Source organism: Methylobacterium cerastii (assembly GCF_022179125.1).
Lineage (GTDB): Bacteria > Pseudomonadota > Alphaproteobacteria > Rhizobiales > Beijerinckiaceae > Methylobacterium > Methylobacterium cerastii.
On the sequence record NZ_BPQG01000056.1, the window covers coordinates 58,275 to 77,340 of the forward strand.

Annotated in this window: 20 protein-coding genes; 17 read left to right on the forward strand and 3 right to left on the reverse strand. The window is 70.8% G+C overall.

Features of this window, described 5'->3' with window-relative positions; translation table 11 throughout:
• Window positions 1-87: 87 nt before the first annotated feature.
• Window positions 88-399: an Hpt domain-containing protein gene (locus tag MFF13_RS18895; protein WP_147830808.1), complete on the forward strand. Its 312-nt coding sequence runs from the start codon at window positions 88-90 to the stop codon at window positions 397-399.
• A gap of 240 nt (window positions 400-639) precedes the next feature.
• Window positions 640-960 carry a 2Fe-2S iron-sulfur cluster-binding protein gene (locus MFF13_RS18900; protein WP_147753564.1) on the forward strand — a complete coding sequence of 107 codons (321 nt, stop codon included), beginning with the start codon at window positions 640-642 and terminating at the stop codon, window positions 958-960.
• 116 nt (window positions 961-1,076) lie between these two features.
• Here MFF13_RS18900 and MFF13_RS18905 read toward each other — a convergent pair whose 3' ends face one another.
• A complete protein-coding gene (locus MFF13_RS18905) occupies window positions 1,077-2,252 on the reverse strand; it encodes a vWA domain-containing protein (protein WP_238272709.1) in 1,176 nt (391 codons plus the stop codon).
• Window positions 2,253-2,486: 234 nt separating this feature from the next.
• On the opposite strand from MFF13_RS18905, the gene MFF13_RS18910 reads away from it, so the two are divergent.
• Window positions 2,487-2,903, forward strand: a complete 417-nt coding sequence (locus MFF13_RS18910; protein ID WP_147830803.1) for a hypothetical protein — start codon at window positions 2,487-2,489, stop codon at window positions 2,901-2,903.
• A gap of 42 nt (window positions 2,904-2,945) precedes the next feature.
• On the opposite strand, the gene MFF13_RS18915 is transcribed toward MFF13_RS18910, so the two are convergent.
• Window positions 2,946-4,790 carry a cation:proton antiporter domain-containing protein gene (locus tag MFF13_RS18915; RefSeq protein ID WP_238272710.1) on the reverse strand — a complete coding sequence of 615 codons (1,845 nt, stop codon included), beginning with the start codon at window positions 4,788-4,790 and terminating at the stop codon, window positions 2,946-2,948.
• A gap of 284 nt (window positions 4,791-5,074) precedes the next feature.
• Here MFF13_RS18915 and MFF13_RS18920 point away from each other — a divergent pair, with 284 nt between their 5' ends.
• The 10 genes from MFF13_RS18920 (at window position 5,075) to MFF13_RS18965 (ending at window position 15,890) form a co-directional block, all read left to right on the forward strand.
• Window positions 5,075-6,310, forward strand: a complete 1,236-nt coding sequence (locus MFF13_RS18920) for an ATPase (RefSeq protein ID WP_147830799.1) — start codon at window positions 5,075-5,077, stop codon at window positions 6,308-6,310.
• Window positions 6,307-6,957: a glycoside hydrolase family 25 domain-containing protein gene (locus MFF13_RS18925; protein WP_147830797.1), complete on the forward strand. Its 651-nt coding sequence runs from the start codon at window positions 6,307-6,309 to the stop codon at window positions 6,955-6,957. Before MFF13_RS18920 ends, MFF13_RS18925 begins: the two co-directional genes overlap by 4 nt.
• Window positions 6,958-7,077: 120 nt before the next feature.
• Window positions 7,078-9,813: a hybrid sensor histidine kinase/response regulator gene (locus MFF13_RS18930; RefSeq protein WP_147830795.1), complete on the forward strand. Its 2,736-nt coding sequence runs from the start codon at window positions 7,078-7,080 to the stop codon at window positions 9,811-9,813.
• 89 nt (window positions 9,814-9,902) lie between these two features.
• On the forward strand, window positions 9,903-10,385 hold the full coding sequence (locus MFF13_RS18935; RefSeq protein ID WP_147754660.1) for a chemotaxis protein CheW: 483 nt from the start codon (window positions 9,903-9,905) through the stop codon (window positions 10,383-10,385).
• Between the two features lie 37 nt (window positions 10,386-10,422).
• Window positions 10,423-10,824, forward strand: a complete 402-nt coding sequence (locus tag MFF13_RS18940) for a response regulator (RefSeq protein WP_147754661.1) — start codon at window positions 10,423-10,425, stop codon at window positions 10,822-10,824.
• Window positions 10,825-10,915: 91 nt separating this feature from the next.
• The gene (locus MFF13_RS18945) at window positions 10,916-12,094 is read left to right on the forward strand and encodes a protein-glutamate methylesterase/protein-glutamine glutaminase (RefSeq protein WP_147830793.1); all 1,179 of its coding nucleotides are present in this window, start codon (window positions 10,916-10,918) and stop codon (window positions 12,092-12,094) included.
• Window positions 12,091-12,966: a CheR family methyltransferase gene (locus MFF13_RS18950; protein WP_238272711.1), complete on the forward strand. Its 876-nt coding sequence runs from the start codon at window positions 12,091-12,093 to the stop codon at window positions 12,964-12,966. Before MFF13_RS18945 ends, MFF13_RS18950 begins: the two co-directional genes overlap by 4 nt.
• A gap of 161 nt (window positions 12,967-13,127) precedes the next feature.
• Window positions 13,128-13,748 (forward strand): hypothetical protein, encoded by a 621-nt coding sequence (locus tag MFF13_RS18955; protein ID WP_238272712.1) that lies wholly within the window; start codon window positions 13,128-13,130, stop codon window positions 13,746-13,748.
• Window positions 13,749-13,894: 146 nt separating this feature from the next.
• Window positions 13,895-14,896 (forward strand): asparaginase, encoded by a 1,002-nt coding sequence (locus MFF13_RS18960; protein ID WP_147830786.1) that lies wholly within the window; start codon window positions 13,895-13,897, stop codon window positions 14,894-14,896.
• Window positions 14,897-14,996: 100 nt separating this feature from the next.
• Window positions 14,997-15,890, forward strand: a complete 894-nt coding sequence (locus MFF13_RS18965) for a 3'(2'),5'-bisphosphate nucleotidase CysQ family protein (protein ID WP_238272713.1) — start codon at window positions 14,997-14,999, stop codon at window positions 15,888-15,890.
• Here MFF13_RS18965 and MFF13_RS18970 read toward each other — a convergent pair.
• Entirely contained in the window at window positions 15,868-16,320 is a 453-nt protein-coding gene (locus tag MFF13_RS18970; protein WP_238272714.1) for a YHS domain-containing (seleno)protein, read from the reverse strand. The two genes, MFF13_RS18965 and MFF13_RS18970, sit on opposite strands and share 23 nt — an antisense overlap.
• Window positions 16,321-16,500: 180 nt before the next feature.
• Between MFF13_RS18970 and MFF13_RS18975 the strand changes: the two genes are divergently transcribed.
• From MFF13_RS18975 to lptM, 4 genes are all read left to right on the forward strand, one after another.
• Window positions 16,501-17,157 (forward strand): DUF1134 domain-containing protein, encoded by a 657-nt coding sequence (locus MFF13_RS18975; protein ID WP_147752617.1) that lies wholly within the window; start codon window positions 16,501-16,503, stop codon window positions 17,155-17,157.
• 201 nt (window positions 17,158-17,358) lie between these two features.
• Complete coding sequence (locus tag MFF13_RS18980; RefSeq protein WP_238272715.1) at window positions 17,359-18,054, forward strand: hypothetical protein; 696 nt, start codon at window positions 17,359-17,361, stop codon at window positions 18,052-18,054.
• A 145-nt stretch (window positions 18,055-18,199) separates the two neighbouring features.
• Window positions 18,200-18,451, forward strand: a complete 252-nt coding sequence (locus MFF13_RS18985) for a 3',5'-cyclic-nucleotide phosphodiesterase (protein ID WP_373322580.1) — start codon at window positions 18,200-18,202, stop codon at window positions 18,449-18,451.
• Between the two features lie 135 nt (window positions 18,452-18,586).
• On the forward strand, window positions 18,587-18,946 hold the full coding sequence (lptM, locus tag MFF13_RS18990) for an LPS translocon maturation chaperone LptM (protein WP_147830784.1): 360 nt from the start codon (window positions 18,587-18,589) through the stop codon (window positions 18,944-18,946).
• Window positions 18,947-19,066: the final 120 nt, after the last annotated feature.

A 19,066-nucleotide genomic window follows, 5' to 3' on the forward strand; every position in this document is an offset into this window, starting at 1 on the left:
AAAGGCAAGAGGGATCGGTAGAAGGGGAGGTACAGGTCGATGGGCAGGTAATAGGGCATGTGGATGGGCAGGTAGAAGGCGTCGAGCATGGAGACCATCGATCGCGCGCATCTCGCCGCGCAGACCTTCGGCGACGCCGACCTCGCGGCCGAGCTTCTCGGCCTGTTCGCCGACCAGTGCCGGCGCATCCTGCCGCGCTTGGCCGACCCCGCGCTGCCGGCCCAGGACCGCGCCGACCTCGCCCACACCCTGAAGGGCTCCGCGGCCTCCGTCGGCGCCAGCCACGTCCGCGACCTCAGCTCGGCTGCCGAGACGGCGTTGCGCGGCGGCGGCGACGCCGCCGCGGCGGTGGCCGACCTGGAACCGGCCGTCGCCGCATGCCTCGCCGAGATCGGTTGAGCGGCCGCCCTCTGCGGCAAAAGCGGTCGCGCGCGTGCGGTGCGGGAACACCCTGCAGGTTTTCGCGTAGGCCGCAGCAACAAAGGCCGCAGCAACAAACCGCTCGCGTGGGCTTGCTCAGGCGTGCCCGGACGTCGCCGTGCTTGCAATCCGCGTCATGCCCCGTAAGCAGGCCCAGCGCTCGCCGGACACCTGCCCGCCCGACACTTGCCCGCCCGATCCACGAGCCCGGAGTCACGGATGCCCAAGATCACCTACGTCGATCATGCCGGAACGGCGAGGACCGTCGAGGGCAGCGTCGGCGCCACCGTCATGGAGACGGCGCTGCGCAACAACGTGCCGGGGATCGACGCGGAGTGCGGCGGCGCTTGCGCCTGCGCCACCTGCCACGTCTACGTGGCCGACGACTGGGCCGCGGCGGTCGGTCCGGCCGAGGACATGGAGCAGGACATGCTCGACTTCGCCTCGGACGTGAAGGCGACCTCGCGGCTCTCCTGCCAGATCCGCATCAAGCCTGAGTTCGACGGCCTCACGGTGACGACGCCGGCCCGCCAGGGATAGAGCGTTTTCCGTCATCCCTGGATCACGGAAAACGCTCTATCTCATTGCGGGGTCGCATTGTCTTCACGCGAGCCGGAAACCACCTCGCTTGAAAGTGCTCTCGGCGGTCTGGGCGGTCATCGCAGCAGCGCCCGCATCGCGCCGTCGAGGCCTTCAAGGGTCAACGGGAACATGCGGTCGGAGAACAGCCGCCGCATCATCCCGATCGACTGCGTGTAGCCCCATTGCGGCGTCGGCACCGGATTGAGCCACACCGCCTTCGGGAAATGCGCGAGCACCCGCTCGACCCAGGCCGCGCCGGGTTCCTCGTTCCAGTGCTCCACCGAGCCGCCGGGCGCCGCGATCTCGTAGGGGCTCATCGAGGCGTCGCCGACGAACACCACGCGGTAGTCCGACGGATAGGTTCGGATCACGTCGAGGAGCGGCGTCGTCTCGTCGTGGCGGCGGCGGTTCTCGGTCCATACCGCCTCGTAGGGGCAGTTGTGGAAGTAGAAGTGCGCAAAATGCTTGAACTCCGAGCGCGCCGCCGAGAATAGCTCCTCGACCTGCTCCACGTGCCAATCCATCGAGCCTCCGACGTCGAGGAAGAGCAGAACCTTTACTGCATTGCGCCGTTCCGGCCGCAGGCGCACGTCGATGTAGCCTTGGCGCGCGCTCTCGCGGATCGTGCCGTCGAGGTCGAGTTCCTCGGCCGCGCCCGTGCGCGCGAAGCGGCGGAGGCGCCGCAGCGCCAGCCGCATGGTGCGGGTGCCGAGCTCGACGGTGTCGTCGAGGTCCTTGAACTCGCGCTTGTCCCAGACCTTCACCGCGCGGAAGTTGCGGTTGCCGTCCTGGCCGATGCGGATGCCTTCCGGGTTGTAGCCGTAGGCGCCGAAGGGCGAGGTGCCGCCGGTGCCGATCCACTTCGAGCCGCCCTGGTGGCGCTCCTTCTGCTCGGCAAGGCGCTGCTTCAGGGTCTCGAACAGCTTGTCCCAGCCGAGCGCCTTCATCTCCGCCTTCTCGGCGTCGGTGAGGTACTTCTCGGCGAGCTTGCGCAGCCATTCCTCGGGGATCGCGGTCGGCGCCACCGCTTCGCCGACGGTTTCGAGCCCCTTGAACACCGAGCCGAACACCCGGTCGAACCGATCGAGGTGGGCCTCGTCCTTCACCAGGGCGGTACGGGCGAGGAAGTAGAACTCCTCCACCCGCTTTTCGGCGAGGTCGCGCTCGAGCGCGCCGAGGAGGATCAGGTACTCGCGCAGCGAGACGGGGACGCGCGCCTCGCGCAGAGCGGTGAAGAACTGAAGCAGCATGGGCCGATAACGCGCCGCAGGCGCAGTCGGGTCAAGCGCCGGCGGAGGATGCCGGTCGGCACGATTTGGACCGAGAGGCGCGGATTCCTGGGCACAAGTCCGCATTCCTGTTGATATCTGGTCGAGTCAGACTCGCACGGTCACTGAAACAGTCATGGGAATCGACCATCTCGGATGCATCGAGTCCAGCCGGGCGTGACAAGAGTCCACATGTCCGGAATCGGGAGGTCTGCGATGGCAGTCATCCTACGCAACATGTCCGAATTCAAGCGGTTTCTCGGGAAGCCGGGCGCGATGATTCAAGTCGTGCGCAACACCTTCATGGATCGCCAACCGGAGGCGGCCCGCGCCGCCTATCGCGACAAGGGCATGTACTTGCCGCGCACCGTCCAGGCGATCTCGCGCAAGGCGGCGGTATTCGCCTTGAAGGGGCATCCGGGCACGGTCTGGCTGTACTGGGACAAGGGCGCCCGCGGCTGGCGCTTCAACGGCGACACGGTGATGGTGCCGCTCACGATGGGGTTGGGACCGCCCGACGAGATCGTCTACCGCTGCAGCTTCGCGGACGGGTTCGAGCCGGCTCGCGCGGTGAAGACGCGGAAGGCCGAGGCCCGCGACTGGCACGGCGAGGCGATGCCGAACCTGATTTGATCCCCGGCCCTGATCTGATCCCTTGCTGCGATCCCGGAGGGCTCAGGCCCGCCGCACGACGGTCGCGGGCTCGTCCTTGGGCGGGGCCTCCCGCGGCCCTTCCTGCGCCTTGCCGACCGTGCGCCGCGCCCGGAACACCGGCCGCGTGTCGGTCTCCTTGCGCTTGAGCATGGCGCGGTACTCGTCGCGGCGCTCGTGGATCGACGCGATGACGAGACCCATCGGCACGCCGACGTCGACCAGCACCGCCTCCGAGAGCTGCAGCGAGGCCTCGATCGTCTCCGGAACCGCGTCGTCGACGCCGAGCTCGTAGAGCGCGGTGGCGTGCTTCGCGTCGCGGGCTCGGGCGACGATGGTCAGGTCCACCCGCTCGGCGCGGGCGGCCACCACCACAGCCTCGACGGCGTGCGGGTTGTCGAGGGTCACTACCAGCGCCCGCGCGGTGGCGATGTCGCACCGGCGGAGCAATTCGGTGTTGGAGGAATCGCCGAAGTAGACCGGCTTGCCGAGCCGGCGCTGCTCGGCGACGCGGGCCGCGTCCGCATCGAGGGCGAGGTAGGGGATCTTGTGGCGGGCGAGCATCTCGCCGACCTGTCGCCCGACCCGGCCGTAGCCGGCGACGATGACCCGGTCCTGCTGCTTGTCCGGCGGCGGGTCGGCCCGCACCCGGCCCTGCTGATGCTTCGAGGCCCGCTTGCCGATCCGCCGGCCCAGGGCGGCGAGCCCCGGGATCATGATCATGGTCACCGTGGTGACGATCAACGCCGCCCCGCCCACCGGCTCCGGCACGAGGCCGGTGGCCATCGCCCCGCCGATCAGCACGAAGGCGAACTCGCCGCCCGGCCCGAGCAGCATCGCGGTCTCGAACGCGACCGCGCGGGAGAGTTTGAGGGCGGGCGCCGCCATCACCACGACGGCGGCCTTGATGAACAGCAGCGCGAAGGCGAGCCCGAGGATCGCGCCGGGGGCCGCCAGCAGCTGCGCCGGATCGAGGTTCATCCCCACCGAGACGAAGAACACCCCGAGCAGGAGCCCTTTGAACGGATCGATGGTGGCCTCGATCGCCCGGCGGTACTCGGTCTCGGCCAGCAGAAGCCCGGCCACGAAGGCGCCGAGCGTCATCGACAGGCCGGACGCCGCCGCCGTCAGCGCCGTGGCGACGATGACGAGGAGACAGGCCGCCATGAATAGCTCGGCCGACTTGGTGCGCGCCACCAGGTGGAACAGCGGCCGGAGGGCGAGCCGCCCGGCCACCACGATCACCACCAGGGCGATGGCGGCCTGCGCAAGCGCCAGGGCGAGCGCGCCGCCCATGTCGGCGCCGTCGCTGCGGCCCGAGACCGCGATCGCGAACAGGACCGGCGCGACGGCTAGGTCCTGGAACAGCAGGACGGCGAAGCTCGCGCGCCCAGCCGGCGTGTTGAGCCGCCGCTGCTCGGCCAGCACCGGCAGCACCACGGCGGTGGAGGAGAGCGCCAGCGCGATGCCGACGATCACCGCGCCGGCCAGCGGCACCTTCAGCCCGAACAGGATCGAGCCGATGATCAAGGCCGAGCAGATCACCTGGATCGAGCCGAGGCCGAAGACCAGGCGCCGCAGGGTGCGCAGCCGCTCCCAGGACAGCTCGACCCCGATCATGAACATCAGGAAGATGACGCCGAACTCGGCCAGGTGCGCGATCTCGGTGCGGTTGCCGATCGTGAACAGCGAGACCCAGTGGAACTGGTCCGAGAACCGGCCGAGCCCGAACGGCCCGAGCAGCGCGCCCGCGCCGATGAAGCCGAGCACCGGGCTGATGCGCAGGCGATGGAACAGAGGCACCACCACGCCCGCGGTGACGAGGAACAGGATCGCTTCCTTGTAGGAGCCGGCATGGACGTCGGGCATCGGCGGTCGGTTCGAACCTCTTGGCGACGTGACTGGGCGGGGCTGGCGCGATCATGCGAGGTGGGCGCTCCCCGAGCAACCGGGAATCGCCGTCGCGGCGCGATTGGACGGGCGTGCGCCGGGCGCCGGCCTCGGAAAGTGAGGCATTTGCGCCACCTCCCGAACGGTAGCGGTGGACGGCCGCCATGCGGCCCAAATTCGGCACAATGCCCGCTTAGCGAAAGCGGTTAACGAACGGTTACGCTCAACCGCGCGTCGCGTACGATCCGACCTTAGAGAGCCCCATGCGAAAGATGCCCCCGAGCCGGGAGGTCCAGCGCGAGCGCCGCGCCTGGGCCGTCGAGTCCGACAGGTGGACGCACGAGCGTCACATCGAGAAGGGCTACCGCATCAAGTGGGGCTACGTCGCGATCGCCTACCTCGTCGAGTTCATGGTGATCGGCGCCTCGCTCTGGGGTGCGTGGTTGTTCGCCTCCGTCTACAGCGACGGCGACGACCACGCCTTCTACTTCATGCTGCTGGCGCCGCTGGTCTACGCAGCGGTGGAGCTGTGCCGCGTGCCGCTCGGCATCTTGGCGCGCACCCAGCGCTCGTACTTCATACGCGCGCTCGCCATCGTCGGCATCATCTTCGCCGCAGGCGTGACCACGAAGTCGGTTTCCCAGCTCGGCGAGATGATGTTCCATCCCCGCCTGATGGAGGCCTCGAAGACCAAGACCGCGCTCAAGGACGCGCAGGCCGACCGCAGCACCATCGACAACCGCATCTCTGCCGCCGACGCCCGCGTCGCGCAGTACACGACCGAGCTCGACCAGATCGAGAAGCGCGCCGCCGACAACGCGGCCCAGCTCTCGGCCCTGCCGGCCCAGCGTTGCGAGAAGGTGTTCGGCACCAACAGCCGCGGCGTGCGCTACCAGAACCTGAAATGCGTCACCGACCCGCGCACCGCGACGCTTTCGGCCGGCGTCGCCAAGGCCTCGGCCGACCGCGGCGTGCTGACCAAGGACCTCGAGGAGGCGCGCAAGGCGCGCGCCCAACTCGACCGCGGCGCCGCCGAGCGCAAGGTCGCCGACGCCGAGCAGGCCTACCGCAACGCCGTGAACCGCTCGCAGCTCCACTCCTTCACGGCCATGGTCTACGGCGTCGACCCGATCGACGTGTCGGAGCAGCAAGTGCACGCCTTCCTGCGCATCTTCGTGTTCCTGCCGGCGCTCTGCGCCGCCTTCGCCTCGACGATCCTGGCGCTGTGCGCGGTCTCGGTGCGCAAGACCTTCATGGACGAGGACGACCTCGGCGCCGCCGTGAACCTGGAGGCGACGCCCTACATGCTGGAGTCGATCACAGAGGCGCTGAAGCAGAACCTCGAGCCGGTCCTGCCACGGCCGAACCGCGAGGCGGCGACGGGGGCGGTGATTCCGATCAACCGTCCGGCCGCCGGCGCCGCGCCCGGAATGAACGCCGCCAACCAGCCGGGTAGCCAGCCGATCCTGCCGGCCGCCAGCGCGGGAGCGGGCGCATGAGCTACGTCGCGCAAGGCTCGCCCGAGAACATCGCCCTCGCGCAGCAGGTCAACGGCCGGCTCCGCGCGGAGTCCCGCATCGTCTTCGCTCGCGCCTTCCTGTTCCGGGCGGCGGGCGCCGGGGTCTTCGTCGCGCTCGCCGGCATCGGCGTCGGGGCCGCGGCCTACGGCTGGGCCACGATGAACCAGTTCGACTCCGCCGCCGAGAAGATCGCCGCCGCGATGCAGGCGGCGCTCTCCGACGTCACCCTGAAGACCAAAGGCGAGGTGACGCTGACGGACAACGTGCTCAAGCTCGAAGGTGCCCTGCCGAAGGCCGCCGCCGCGCCAACCCCGACGAAGGCGCAGCTCGGCGCCGACGCGGCGCCGGCTTCGAAGGCGATCGTCAACACCACCTTCACGGTCTTCAAGCAGGTGCCCTATCTCGACGGGCAGATCGTGACCGGCTGGAACTTCAAGGACAGCGCCGACCAGCCCTATCAGCAGTACTGCTACTTCTCCCGCCGTTCCAACGAATCGAAGGGCCAGGTCGAAATCAAGATCGACCTGGCCATGGACGGTAAAACCCTGCCTCAGCCGCAAAAATCAGACGTGAATCTTGCGATTCTCGCCTCGAACTGCGTGTGGCACGACGGAAAGTCCCTCTAACCGGCAAAGACGCGGCTTGCGCGCACGGCAAATCGGTTCAGCGGAAACGGTTCCCTAACCGCTCTCGGGCGAGGATACGTCTGCACGAGCGTGCGTGCAGACGTAATCCGAGTACCGCCGATGGACGACCTTCTGCGCGAGTTCCTGACCGAGAGCGGCGAGCATCTCGACACGGTCGACACCGAACTCGTTCGCTTCGAGCAGGATCCGAACAACGAAACGATCCTGCGGAACATCTTCCGTCTCGTCCACACCATCAAGGGTACCTGCGGCTTCCTCGGCCTGCCGCGGCTCGAAGCGCTGGCGCATGCCGCCGAGACCCTGATGGGCCGGTTCCGCGACGGCCTCGCGGTGACGAGCCCGGCCGTCAGCCTGATCCTGGCGACCCTCGACCGCCTCAAGCTGATCCTCGCCGACCTCGAAGCCACCGGGACGGAACCCGCGGGCGCCGACACCGACCTCATCGAGGCGCTGGAGCGGATGTCGCTCGGCACGCCCGAGGTCGAAGCCGTCCCCGAGGTCAAGGCGCCCGAGCCGAAGCTGCCCGAGATCGTGGTGCGGGAATGCAAGCCCGGCGAGGTCTCCCTCGACGACCTCGAAGCCGCCTTCCTCGCGGCGCCCGGCCCCGACGACGCGCCCGCGGCCTGGATGCCCGAGCCCGCTCCGGTGGCGGCCCCCGTCGCGGCGGCGCCCGTGGTCCTGGCCCCCGTAGCGCCGGCTCCGGTCGCCCAGGTGCAGGAAGCCCCGGCACCGGCTGTGAAGGCCCCGGCGTCGAGCGATGCGCCGGCGGAAGCCCCCGAGGGGGGCATGGCCAAGATGCAGACCATCCGGGTCAACGTCGACACCCTCGAACACCTGATGACGATGGTGTCCGAACTGGTGCTGACCCGCAACCAGCTCCTCGAGATCGCCCGCAAGCACGAGGATTCGAGCTACAAGGTCCCGCTGCAGCGGCTTTCCCACGTGACGGCCGAGCTGCAGGAGGGCGTCATGAAGACGCGCATGCAGCCGATCGGCAACGCCTGGCAGAAGCTGCCGCGGGTGGTGCGCGACCTGTCGAGCGAACTCGGCAAGCAGATCGACCTCGTGATGCTCGGCGCCGAGACCGAACTCGACCGGCAGGTGCTGGAGGTCATCAAGGACCCGCTCACCCACATGGTCCGGAATTCGGCCGACCACGGCCTCGAATCCACCATGCAGCGGATCGCGGCCGGCAAGCCGGCCCGCGGCTCGATCCGCCTCTCGGCCTATCACGAGGGCGGCACGATCACGATCGAGATCGCCGACGACGGCAAGGGCCTCGACCTCTTGGCCATCCGCAAGAAGGCGGTGGAGCGCGGGATCGCGACCCAGGTCGACGTCGAGCGGATGACCGACGCCCAGGTCGCCAAGTTCATCTTCGACGCCGGGTTCTCCACCGCGGCGGCCGTCACCTCGGTCTCCGGCCGCGGCGTTGGCATGGACGTGGTCAAGACCAACATCGAGACCATCGGCGGCGTCATCGACATCGCCACGCAGAAGGGGGTCGGCACCACCTTCACCATTAAGATCCCGCTGACGCTCGCCATCGTCGCCGCCCTGATCGTCCGGGCCGGCGAGAGCCGGTTCGCGGTGCCGCAGCTCGCGGTGCTCGAGCTGGTGCGGGTGGACGCCACCGCGCCGCAGCGGATCGAGCGCATCAACGACGCGCCGGTGCTGCGCCTGCGCGAGCGTCTGCTGCCGATCGTGACCCTGAAGGGCCTGCTCGGCCAGGACGACACCGGCACCGAGACCGGATTCGTCGTGGTGGCCCAGGTCGGGCGCCAGCGCTTCGGCATCCTCGTCGACGAGGTCTTCCACACGGAGGAGATCGTCGTGAAGCCGATGTCGACGAAGCTTCGCCACATCCCGCTCTTTGCCGGCAACACCATCCTGGGCGACGGCGCCGTCGTGCTGATCGTCGACCCGAACGGCATCGCGCGCCAGGTCAGCCAGGGCGCGCAGGGCGGCGGCCCGATCGAGGCCGAGTCGGAGTCGGGCGAGCTCGGCGACCCGAAGACGACGCTCCTCGTGTTCAAGGGCGGCGCCGGCAGCTTCAAGGCGGTCCCGCTCTCGCTCGTCACGCGCCTAGAGGAGATCGACGCCGCCAAGGTCGAGTGGCTCGGCGGGCGTCCGCTGATCCAGTACCGTGGCCGGCTGATGCCGCTTGTGCCGGCCGACGAGGCCATCGCGATCCGCACCGAGGGCACGCAGGCGCTGGTGGTGTTCTCCGACGGCGACCGTGCGATGGGCCTCGTCGTCGACGAGATCGTCGACATCGTCGAAGAGCGCCTCGACATCGAGATCGCCGCCGAGCGCTCCGACCTGATCGGGTCGGCGGTGCTGCGGGGCCGCGCCACCGACATTATCAACATCGCCCACTTCCTGCCGCTGGCCTACGACGACTGGGCGCGCGGCACGAAGGCGGCGTCGGTGAAGACGACGACGCTGCTGCTCGTGGACGACTCGGCCTTCTTCCGCGACATGCTCAGCCCCGTGCTGAAGGCCGCCGGCTACCGCGTCGTCACGGCGCCGGGTGCCGAGGAGGCTCTGGCGATGCTCCAGGCCGATCCCCGGATCGGCGTGGTGGTGACCGACCTGGAGATGCCCGGCCGCAACGGCTTCGACCTCGTCGGAGCGATGCGCGGCGGCGACGCGCGGACCGCCGGCCTTCCGGTGATCGGCCTCACCGGGACGATCGGCGCGGAGGCGGTCGAGCGGGCGCGCACGCTGGCGATCAGCGACCTCGTGGCGAAGTTCGATCGCAGCGGCCTTGTCGCGGCGCTCGCCGAGCTCGATGCCCCCCCGGCCGTCGCGGCCCACGCCCGCGCCGCCTGAAGTCCCGACATCCCTCCGGTGCCGCGCCGACCTCGGCGCGAACCGACCCACCTGGTTTGACCGCGCCGCTGCGCCGGGGAGACACCACCATGCAGGCTGCCAACAGCAACGCCACGGAGGCCGGGGCGACCCAGGACTTCGTCACCGTCTTCGTCGGCGACACGATGTTCGGGCTCGCCATCGACCGGGTGCACGACGTGTTCATCCCGGCCGGCGTCACCCCCGTGCCCCTGAGCCCGCCCGAGATCGTCGGGCTGCTGAACCTGCGCGGGCGCGTCGTCACCGCGATCTGCCTGCGTCGGCGGCTCGGGCTTCCGGCGGCCGAGGGCTCGGCGCGGATGGCGATCGGCCTGGAGCAGGGCGGCGAGACCTTCGCCCTCGTGGTCGACGGCGTCGGCGAGGTGCTGAAGCTCGGCACCGAGACCCACGAGCCGGTGCCGATCAACCTGGACGCCCGCTGGCGCGACCTCGCGCTCGGCGTGCATCGCCTCGACGGGCGGTTGCTCGTCATCCTCGACGTGAACGCCCTGCTGGTCTTCGCATCCGACCGGGCCGGCGCGACCGCCGCGTGACGTCGCCGACTGCCACCCACCAAGAGGGTAAGACGCCGTGACCAACGACCCCGCCGAAACCCGCACCTGCCTCGTCGTCGACGATTCCGCCGTGATCCGGAAGGTGGCGCGGCGGATCATCGAGACGCTCGGCTTCGCCGTCACCGAAGCCGAGGACGGCAGCGACGCCCTGCTGCGCTGCGCCGAAGCGATGCCCGACGTGATCCTGCTCGATTGGAACATGCCCAACGTGGACGGCTACGCCTTCCTCCAGGCGCTGCGCCAGCGGCCGGGCGGCACCGGCCCGAAGATCCTGTTCTGCACCACCGAGAACGACGTCGGCGCCATCGCCCGTGCCCTGCGGGCGGGCGCCGACGAGTACATCATGAAGCCGTTCGACCGCGACATCCTCACGGCCAAGCTCGAACAGGTCGGCGTGGTCCAAGCCGACGCCGCCTGACGCCGTCTTCCACGGCGCGCACGCCGGCTCGTCCGAGGCGGCTGTACCGCGATCGTTTCCAACCCATCATTGTCATTGGGATGTCGAACCCATGTTGGCCGTCAACCCAAGCCTCGCGCCCAAGCCGCGGCCGACCCTGCCGGTGCCGATCAAGGTGCTGATCGCCGACGATTCGGCGGTGGTGCGCGGCCTCGTCGCGCGCTGGATCGGCGAGGCCGGCTTCACCGTCGTCGGCACCGCCTCGAACGGGCGCATCGCCGTCGAGATGATGACGCGGCACGACCCCGACGTGGTGCTGCTCGACATCGACATGCCGGAGCTCGACGGCACCGAGGCGCTGCCGCGCATGCTCGCGGCGAGCCCGACCGTGCAGGTCGTGATGATGTCGACCCTCACGACGCGCAACGCCGACATCTCGCTCAAGTGCCTCGCCCTCGGCGCGGTCGACTACCTCGCCAAGCCCGAGAGCAACCGCGGGGTCACCACCTCCGACGCGTTCCGCGCCGAGCTGGTGGAGCGTGTGCGCCTGTTCGGCGCCGCCCGCGCCCGCCGCCGTGGGCCCGCACCGGCCCCGATCGCGCCCGGCGCGCCGACATTCCCGTCTCTCTCGTCGGCGCCCCCGGCGACCGCCCCGCGGCCGTCCGCCCCGATCGTGCTGCGTCCGAAGGCCCGCGCGGTGACCCCCCGGGTCTTCCTCGTCGGCGCCTCGACCGGCGGCCCGCGGGCGGTGGGCGAGATGCTGGAGAAGATCGGCGCGGCGACGCTTCGCCGGGTGCCGATCCTGATCGTCCAGCACATGCCGCCGATCTTCACCGCCGTGTTCGCCGAGCATCTCGCCACCCGCACCGGCCTCACCGCCGCCGAAGGCAAGGCCGACGAGCGCCTGGAGCCCGGCCGGATCTACGTCGCCCCGGGCGGGCGCCACATGGGGTTGACCGGAGGGCCGGGCCGAGAGCCGGTGATCCGCCTCGACGACGGGCCGCTGGTGAACTTCTGCCGCCCGGCCGTGGACGTCCTGTTCAAGGACGCCGCCACGCTGTTCGGGCCCGCGACCCTGTCGGTCGTGCTCACCGGCATGGGTTCGGACGGCACCCACGGCGCCCGCGCGCTGGTCGAGGCCGGCGGCGCCGTGCTCGCCCAGGACGAGGCGACGAGCACCGTCTGGGGCATGCCCGGGAGCGTCGCCAAGGCGGGACTCGCCCAGGCCGTGCTTCCGCTTCCCGAGATCGGCCCCGCGCTTCGCGCCTTGCTCACGGGACAGGGCGCATGACCGAGCTCGAATTCGACTACCTGCGCGCCTACCTCAAGCAGCGCTCCGGCCTCGCGCTCACCCCGGAGAAGCGCTACCTCGTCGAGAGCCGGCTCACGCCCGTCTGCCGGCGCTTCGGCCTCGCGACGCTGCGCGACCTCGTCGGCACCCTGAAGGTCGCCCGCGACTCGGCGATCGAAAAGGCGGTCGTCGAGGCGATGACCACCAACGAGACCTTCTTCTTCCGCGACCGCACGCCGTTCGACCTCTTCCGCGACGTGCTGCTGCCGCAGGCCATGGCGCGCCGCGCCGGACAGCGCCGGCTGCGCATCTGGTGCGCGGCGGCCTCGACCGGGCAGGAGCCGTACTCGCTGGCGATCCTGCTGCAGGAGGCCGGCGTCAAGCTCGCCGGCTGGCAGGTCGAGATCGTCGCCACCGACCTCTCGACCGAGGTGATCGAGAAGGGCAAGCTCGGCCTCTACAGCCACTTCGAGGTGCAGCGCGGCCTGCCGGTGCAGTGGCTGCTGAAGTACTTCACACAGATCGGCGAGCAGTGGCAGATCGCGCCGAGCCTGCGGTCGATGGTCGACTACCGGCCGCTCAACCTGCTCAACGGCTTCGAGGCGCTCGGCACCTTCGACGTGATCTACTGCCGCAACGTGCTGATCTACTTCGACACGCCGACGAAGGCCGACATCCTCGGACGCCTGGCCGACCGGCTCGGCCCCGAAGGCGCGCTCCTCCTCGGCGCCGCCGAGACGGTGATCGGGCTGACCGACCGCTTGAGCCCGAACCCGCAGCACCGCGGGCTCTACGGCGTCGCGGCTCCGGTCGTGCGCGCGGCGAGCCCGGTCGCCCCGCCGGTCTCGCAGCTGCGGGTCGCCGCCCGCTGACGGGCTCGTCCGCCGGCGCTTGAGCCGGCGGCGACCGCGACGAACGGAGACGCCGGAGACATTTCGAAATCCTAAGGGCAACAACTCCTTAATCGCGGCGTGGGCACTTTGCACACGGACCCGCGGCCGGGCGTTTCCGGCGCCTTCACGGGATTGCCCCCATGAGTTCGATCTCCAGCACCACCGCGTCGCAGCTTCAGCCGGCGCAGCGGCCCGCGCACGCCCACAAGAACCGGGTCGCCTCCGAGATCGACAGCCAGGCCTCGGCCGGCACGATCTCCTCGACCGACGCGACCGCGCTGACCAGCGCCCTCGGCGCGATCGACGCGAGCCTCAAGTCCGGTAGCAGTGCAAAAGACGGCGCGTCGGCGGCGTCGGGCGGCACCGCGACCGCCCGCCTCGATCCCTCCGCGATGAAGGACAAGATCGACGGCCTGATCGCCGACCAGGTCACCAGCGGGACGCTGACGAACGACCAGGCCACGACCCTGAAGTCGCTCTTCGCCGAGGGCGACAAGAACGCCGGCGGCGCGGTTGGCGGGGCCGGCGGCCGACCCTCCGGGCCGCCCCCCGGCGCTCCGCCGAGCGGCGATGCGTCGTCGGGCCTGAACCTCGATTTCGCGGCCTCCGACACCACGGGCACCGCGTCGACGAGTGACCTCCTGGCGAGCTTCATCAAGCAGCTTCAGGCGACGCAGACGACCGGCTCCGGCTACGCGTCGAGCGGTTCGGCCAGCGCCCGCAGCAGCGCCTCCGCCCTCGTGGTCGACTTCCGAAGCTGAGCGCACGGCCGCCGTGTTGCGGGATGGGAGGGCTGGACGCCGCCGTTCCCGCCGCGCCTTCGACGGTCGCGCGTGTGCCGGCGCGAGACAGGAACGGCGTCTGCGGGTAGGACGCCGTCTCGGCGCCTAGCGGCAGGAGACATTCGATGACGGCAAGGCCGAAGGTCGCGTTCATTGGCACCGGCGGGACGATCTCGTCGCTGGGCCGAGATTCCCTGGACATCCTCGACTACACCGCGACCGGCAACCGGCTGGAGGCGCAGGCGATCCTCGACGCGGTGCCGGAGGTGCGCGCGGTTGCCGAGGTCGTGCCCGTCGCCTTCCGCGCCGTGCCGAGCCCGGCGATCGGCTTCGCCGAATGGCGCGACCTGGTGAAGACCTGCGAGCGGCTGGCGGCCGAGCATCCCGACCTCGCCGGCATCGTCATCGGGCACGGCACCGCCACCCTGGAGGAAACCGCCTACGCGCTGAGCCTGACGCTGACCGTGGACGTGCCGGTGGTGCTCGTCGGCTCGCAGCGGCCGATGAGCGCCCTGTCGAGCGACGCCGGGCTCAACCTCGTCGCGGCGATCCGCACGGCGGCGTCGCCGCACTCCCGCGGGCGCGGCGTGCTCGTCGTCCTCAACGACGAGATCCAGGCGGCCCGCGAGGTGACCAAGACCTCGGTCGCCCGGCTGCAGACTTTCCGCACGCCGGATTTCGGCGTGCTCGGCCATGTCGACGGCGCGTCGGTGCAGTACTACCGGCGCTCCGAACGCAGCCACGCTCCGGGCACGCCCTTCGACGTCCGCGCGCTCGACGCGCTGCCGCGGGTCGACGTGTCCTACGGCTACGCCGACGCCGACGGCACGGCGGTGCGCGCCTTCCGCGCCGCCGGCGCGCAGGGGATCGTCTCGGCGGGCCTCGCACCCGGCATGACGCCGCCGCGGGAGGCCGACGCCCTCGAAGAGGCGGCGGCGGCCGGAATCGTCGTGGTGCAGTCGACGCGCGCGGGCAGCGGCGTCGTCCCGCTCACCACCCGCCTGCGGGAGCGCGGCATCCTCAGCGCCGACAACCTGACGCCGCAGAAGGCCCGCATCCTGCTCGCCCTGGCGTTGACGGTGACGCGCGAGCCTTCGGAGATCGCGCGGATCTTCGCGACCTACTGATCCGCCGTGGGAGCACGATGCCTGTTCGCTCGGCCGGTCCGCTCGGCAGGGGTCCGCCATCGACAAGGATCGATGGGAGGCGCAAGACGGTGCCATGGCTATGGCGGCATCATCCATCGTCTCCCTGTCGGGACCGGAACGCGAGCGCATCGCCGCGGATCTGGCCGAGATCGCCTGCGCCGCCGGCGAGATCCTGCTCGGGCACCACGGCCACGACTGCCCGCACGTGCTGAAGGTGGACGGCTCGCCATCGAGCCATGCCGACCTCGAGGCCGAGCAGCTGATCCTGGCCAACCTCCTGGAGCGGTTCCCGGCGATCCCGGTCGTGGCCGAGGAGACCTGCCACGACGTGCCGCCCGCCGACCGGTTCTTCCTCGTCGACCCCCTCGACGGCACCCGCGACTTCCTCGCCGGCAGCCCGGAATTCGCGGTGTGCATCGCCCTGATCGAGGGCAACCGGCCGGTCGCCGCCGCGCTCGCCGCGCCGGGCGTCGGCCGCGTCTGGCAGGCGGGCGTCGTCGCGCACGAAGCGCCGATCGAGGCGGGTCGGCCCGGCTCCATCCGCGCCGTCCACACCCGCCCGGAGCCGAAGGACGGGCTCACGGCCCTGGGCAGCCGCCGCCACGGCGACATCGAGACCGAAGCCTGCCTCGACGCCCTCGGCGTCACGGAGCGGCGTCCGGCCGGCTCGGCCCTCAAGTTCGCGCTGATCGCCTCGGGCGAGGCCGACCTCTACGTCCGCTGCGGCCCGACCATGGAGTGGGACACGGCGGCCGGCGACCACATCCTCACCGCGGCCGGCGGCCGGGTCGTGACACCGACCGGGCGGCCGATCATCTACGGCCGGCACGCGATGGCCTACCGTAACGGCCCCTTCGCGGCGCTCGGCGACCCCGCGCTCGCCGCCCGCGTCGCGCTGCCCGACCGGGGGCCGATCCTGCGGCCGCGAGAGAGTGCAGGCGTGCCCGAGCTCACTCCCGTGCTCCGTCCGTGAGCCCCTGCAGGGTGGGCCAGGACGCCTCGGCCTTCGCCGCGAGGCTCGGCTCCGCCACCACCCGGTCGCGGTGTTCGGCGTTTCGGAACAGGTAGAGGCGCTCGTCCACCAGAGCGAAGACGAGCGGGTCCGCGTCGACCAGCCGCCCGTCGAGGATGCCGACGAGGTCGTAGCCGCCGAGCCGCGGCGTGTAGACCGTCGGGTCGCGCAGGAACACGGCCCGGTTGGCGGCGCTGGCGAAGCGCCAGCTCCAACCCGCGCCCGAGACCTCGAACGTCGCCAGGCCCGCCTGCGGCCCCTCCGGCAGAAAGTAGCTCACCGGGTCGAACCCCGCGAGCCCGAGATAGCCGGACGCTGGCGTCTGGCCGCGTGCGGGCCCGGCGAGACCCGCCAGGACGAGGCCGGCGCAGTCACGTCGCGTTAACCACATCGTGTCCACTTGATCCCCAAGTCTTGAGCCCGACGTTCGCAACCGGTTTCGCGGCCTCATCGATCGTCGTGCGGAGCGGCGCAAGGCCTGCCGCTTGTCCGGGGGGCGAACGCAGGGCTTCGTCCAGGCGCGCGACCGCGTCCCGTGAAGGCGCCGCCCCGAGCGGATCGAGGAGGAACCATGACCGCACCCGATTCTCCCCGCACAAACCATCTCTGCCAAGCCGACGCGAAACGCCATCCGACACCGACCCGCCGCCATGCTCTGGCCGGCCTCGGTTCGGCCGGCCTCGCCGTGCTCGGCTTGCTTCCAGGCGCCGCCCTTGCTCGCGGCGTCGACGACCCTGGCGCGCCCGAGAATTTCCGCCCGGGCGAGATCGTCGATTCGGGGCACAAGTTCTTCGGCAACGTCTCGCGCGGGCTGGCGCTGACCGTTCAGGAGGCGACCAAGCGCTGGGGCGAGCCCAACGGCTACATCCTCGGGCAGGAGGCCTCCGGCGCCATCGTCGGCGGCGTCCGCTACGGCGAAGGCACGCTCTACACCCGCAACGCCGGCCAGCGCCGGATCTATTGGCAGGGCCCGACCCTCGGGTTCGACATCGGCGGCGACGGCGACCGCACCATGATGCTGGTCTACAACCTGCCGGCGGTGAAGGGCATCTACCGCCGCTTCGGCGGCGTCGACGGCTCGGCCTACTTCGTCGGCGGCTTCGGCATGACGGCGGTGACCAACGACGGCATCGTCGTGGTCCCGATCCGCACCGGCGTCGGCGCGCGGCTCGGCATCAACGTCGGCTACCTGAAGTTCACCGGCACGCCGACCTGGAACCCGTTCTGAGGCGTCGCGAATCGCGATTTCGCGCCCGCGTCCAAAACCGGTTAGACTGAGCGCCAACGTTGGTCGGGCATGCCCGGCTCGCGGGCGCGGTGCACGGGTTCAGCTCGGGTTCCGGTGCCCGTTTCGGCGTGTGGTCGCGTCGTCGCACGAGCGGGCAGGGGTCCGCCGCGCGGCGTCGCTCAAGGGAACGAGTTCGCCCGCGTGATCGAAACCGTGATGGTCTTCGCCCTCGGCTTCCTGGTGGCGACCCTGTGTGCGCTGCTGGCTCTGCCGGCCGTGAACGCGCGCGCCGCCCGGCTCGCGCGGCGGCGGACCGAGGCGCAGCTGCCGCTCTCCGTCGAGGAGATCGCGGCGGAGAAGGATTTCCTGCGGGCCGAGTTCGCGGTGGGGCAGCGCCGGATGGAGCGCGCCGTCGAAGCCGCACGCGCCAAGCGCCACGCCGACATGGCGGCCCTCGGCGGCCGAACGCTGGAGGTGGCGGCGCTCGCCCGCGACGTCGCCGCGCGCGACGCCGAGATTGCGGAAGCGCTCGCGCTCCGGAAGCGCCTGGAAGGCGAACTCGAGACCGCGCAGGCCGACGGCTCTGCGGGCCTCGCGACCCTGCTCGCGCTCGAGGAGGCCCACGCCGACCTGCTCGACAGCCTGCTCGCCGCACGGCTCGATCCAGCCGCGCCCGAAGCGACGCTCGCCGACCCGGCCGAGAGCGAGCGCAGCGTCCGCGAAAAGCTCGCGGCCGCCGAGGCGGCGCTCGCACGGTCCGAGTCCGATCGCGGCGAGACGGTCGAGCGCGAGAACGCCGACCTGCGCCGGCGCATCACCGAAGTCGCCGACGCGCTGGCGCAGCGCGAGCGCCTGCCGCCGGTGGCGGCCTACGCGATGCACGCATCGTCGCACTGATCGGCCGCCGGCGCAGCGGATTTCGAGTGGCGCGCTTGCGAAACCCCTCCGCGATGCCTTGTTTCCACCACGCGATGGCATCATCGCACCGCCATCCCGCATTTCGACCCGACAGATGGAACGACGCCCCATGGCCTTGAAGCTCATGCCCCTCGCCCTCGCGCTCGGCTTGGCCGTGTCGTTCTCCGCGCCGGCCTCCGCCGCGCCCGAGACCAAGCGCGGCAACGAGACCCTGAAGAAGTACTGCACCGGCGATTACCTGAACTATTGCGGCAACCTTGCCCCCGAGGATCCGAAGCTCGACGCGTGCTTCGAGAAGAACTGGAAGTCGCTGTCGGAGAACTGCCGCCGCGCCATCGACGCCTACCAGGCGACCACGGGCGGAAAGAAGGGCTGAGCCCGCGAAAGTCGACCGGCGCGCTTCGGATTCGCGCTATGGCGCGGGGGCGCTCGCCTCGGGGTGCGGCAACGGCTAAGGTGTGATCCTCCCTCGGGAGGACCACACCCAGAAGTGCCCGCCGGACCCTCCGCGATGCCGCCCTCCCGCGTCCTGACGTCGATCCTAGCCGCAGCCCTCGTCGCGCTCGCGCTGGCGGGCTGCGGCCGCCGCGGTGCCCTGGAGCCGCCGGGCGCCTCGGCCACGGTGCCGGCACGGAACACGGCCCAGGGCACGCCCACGACGACGGCCGGACCTCGGACGCTTCCGGTCAGCACCGGCCTCGGCGGCGGCGCGCCGGAGCCCGATCCGCTCGCGGTCCGCGCCGGCGACGAGCTGCCGCCATCCGCGCTCGCCCCCGCTTCCGGCACCGAGGCGCCGGTGGAGACGAGCCGCGGCGCCAAGCGCGGCTACCGCATCCCGAAGGACCCCTTCATCCTCGATCCGCTGCTGTAGGCCGCCGCCCGCGCGACGGATCGCACGCACCGTCACCAAACCTTGCTCTTCCGCCTCCGGGCGAGGTTCCCCCGCGGACGGGATCTCGAGCCGAACGGCGGATCTCGACGCTTCCCGGAC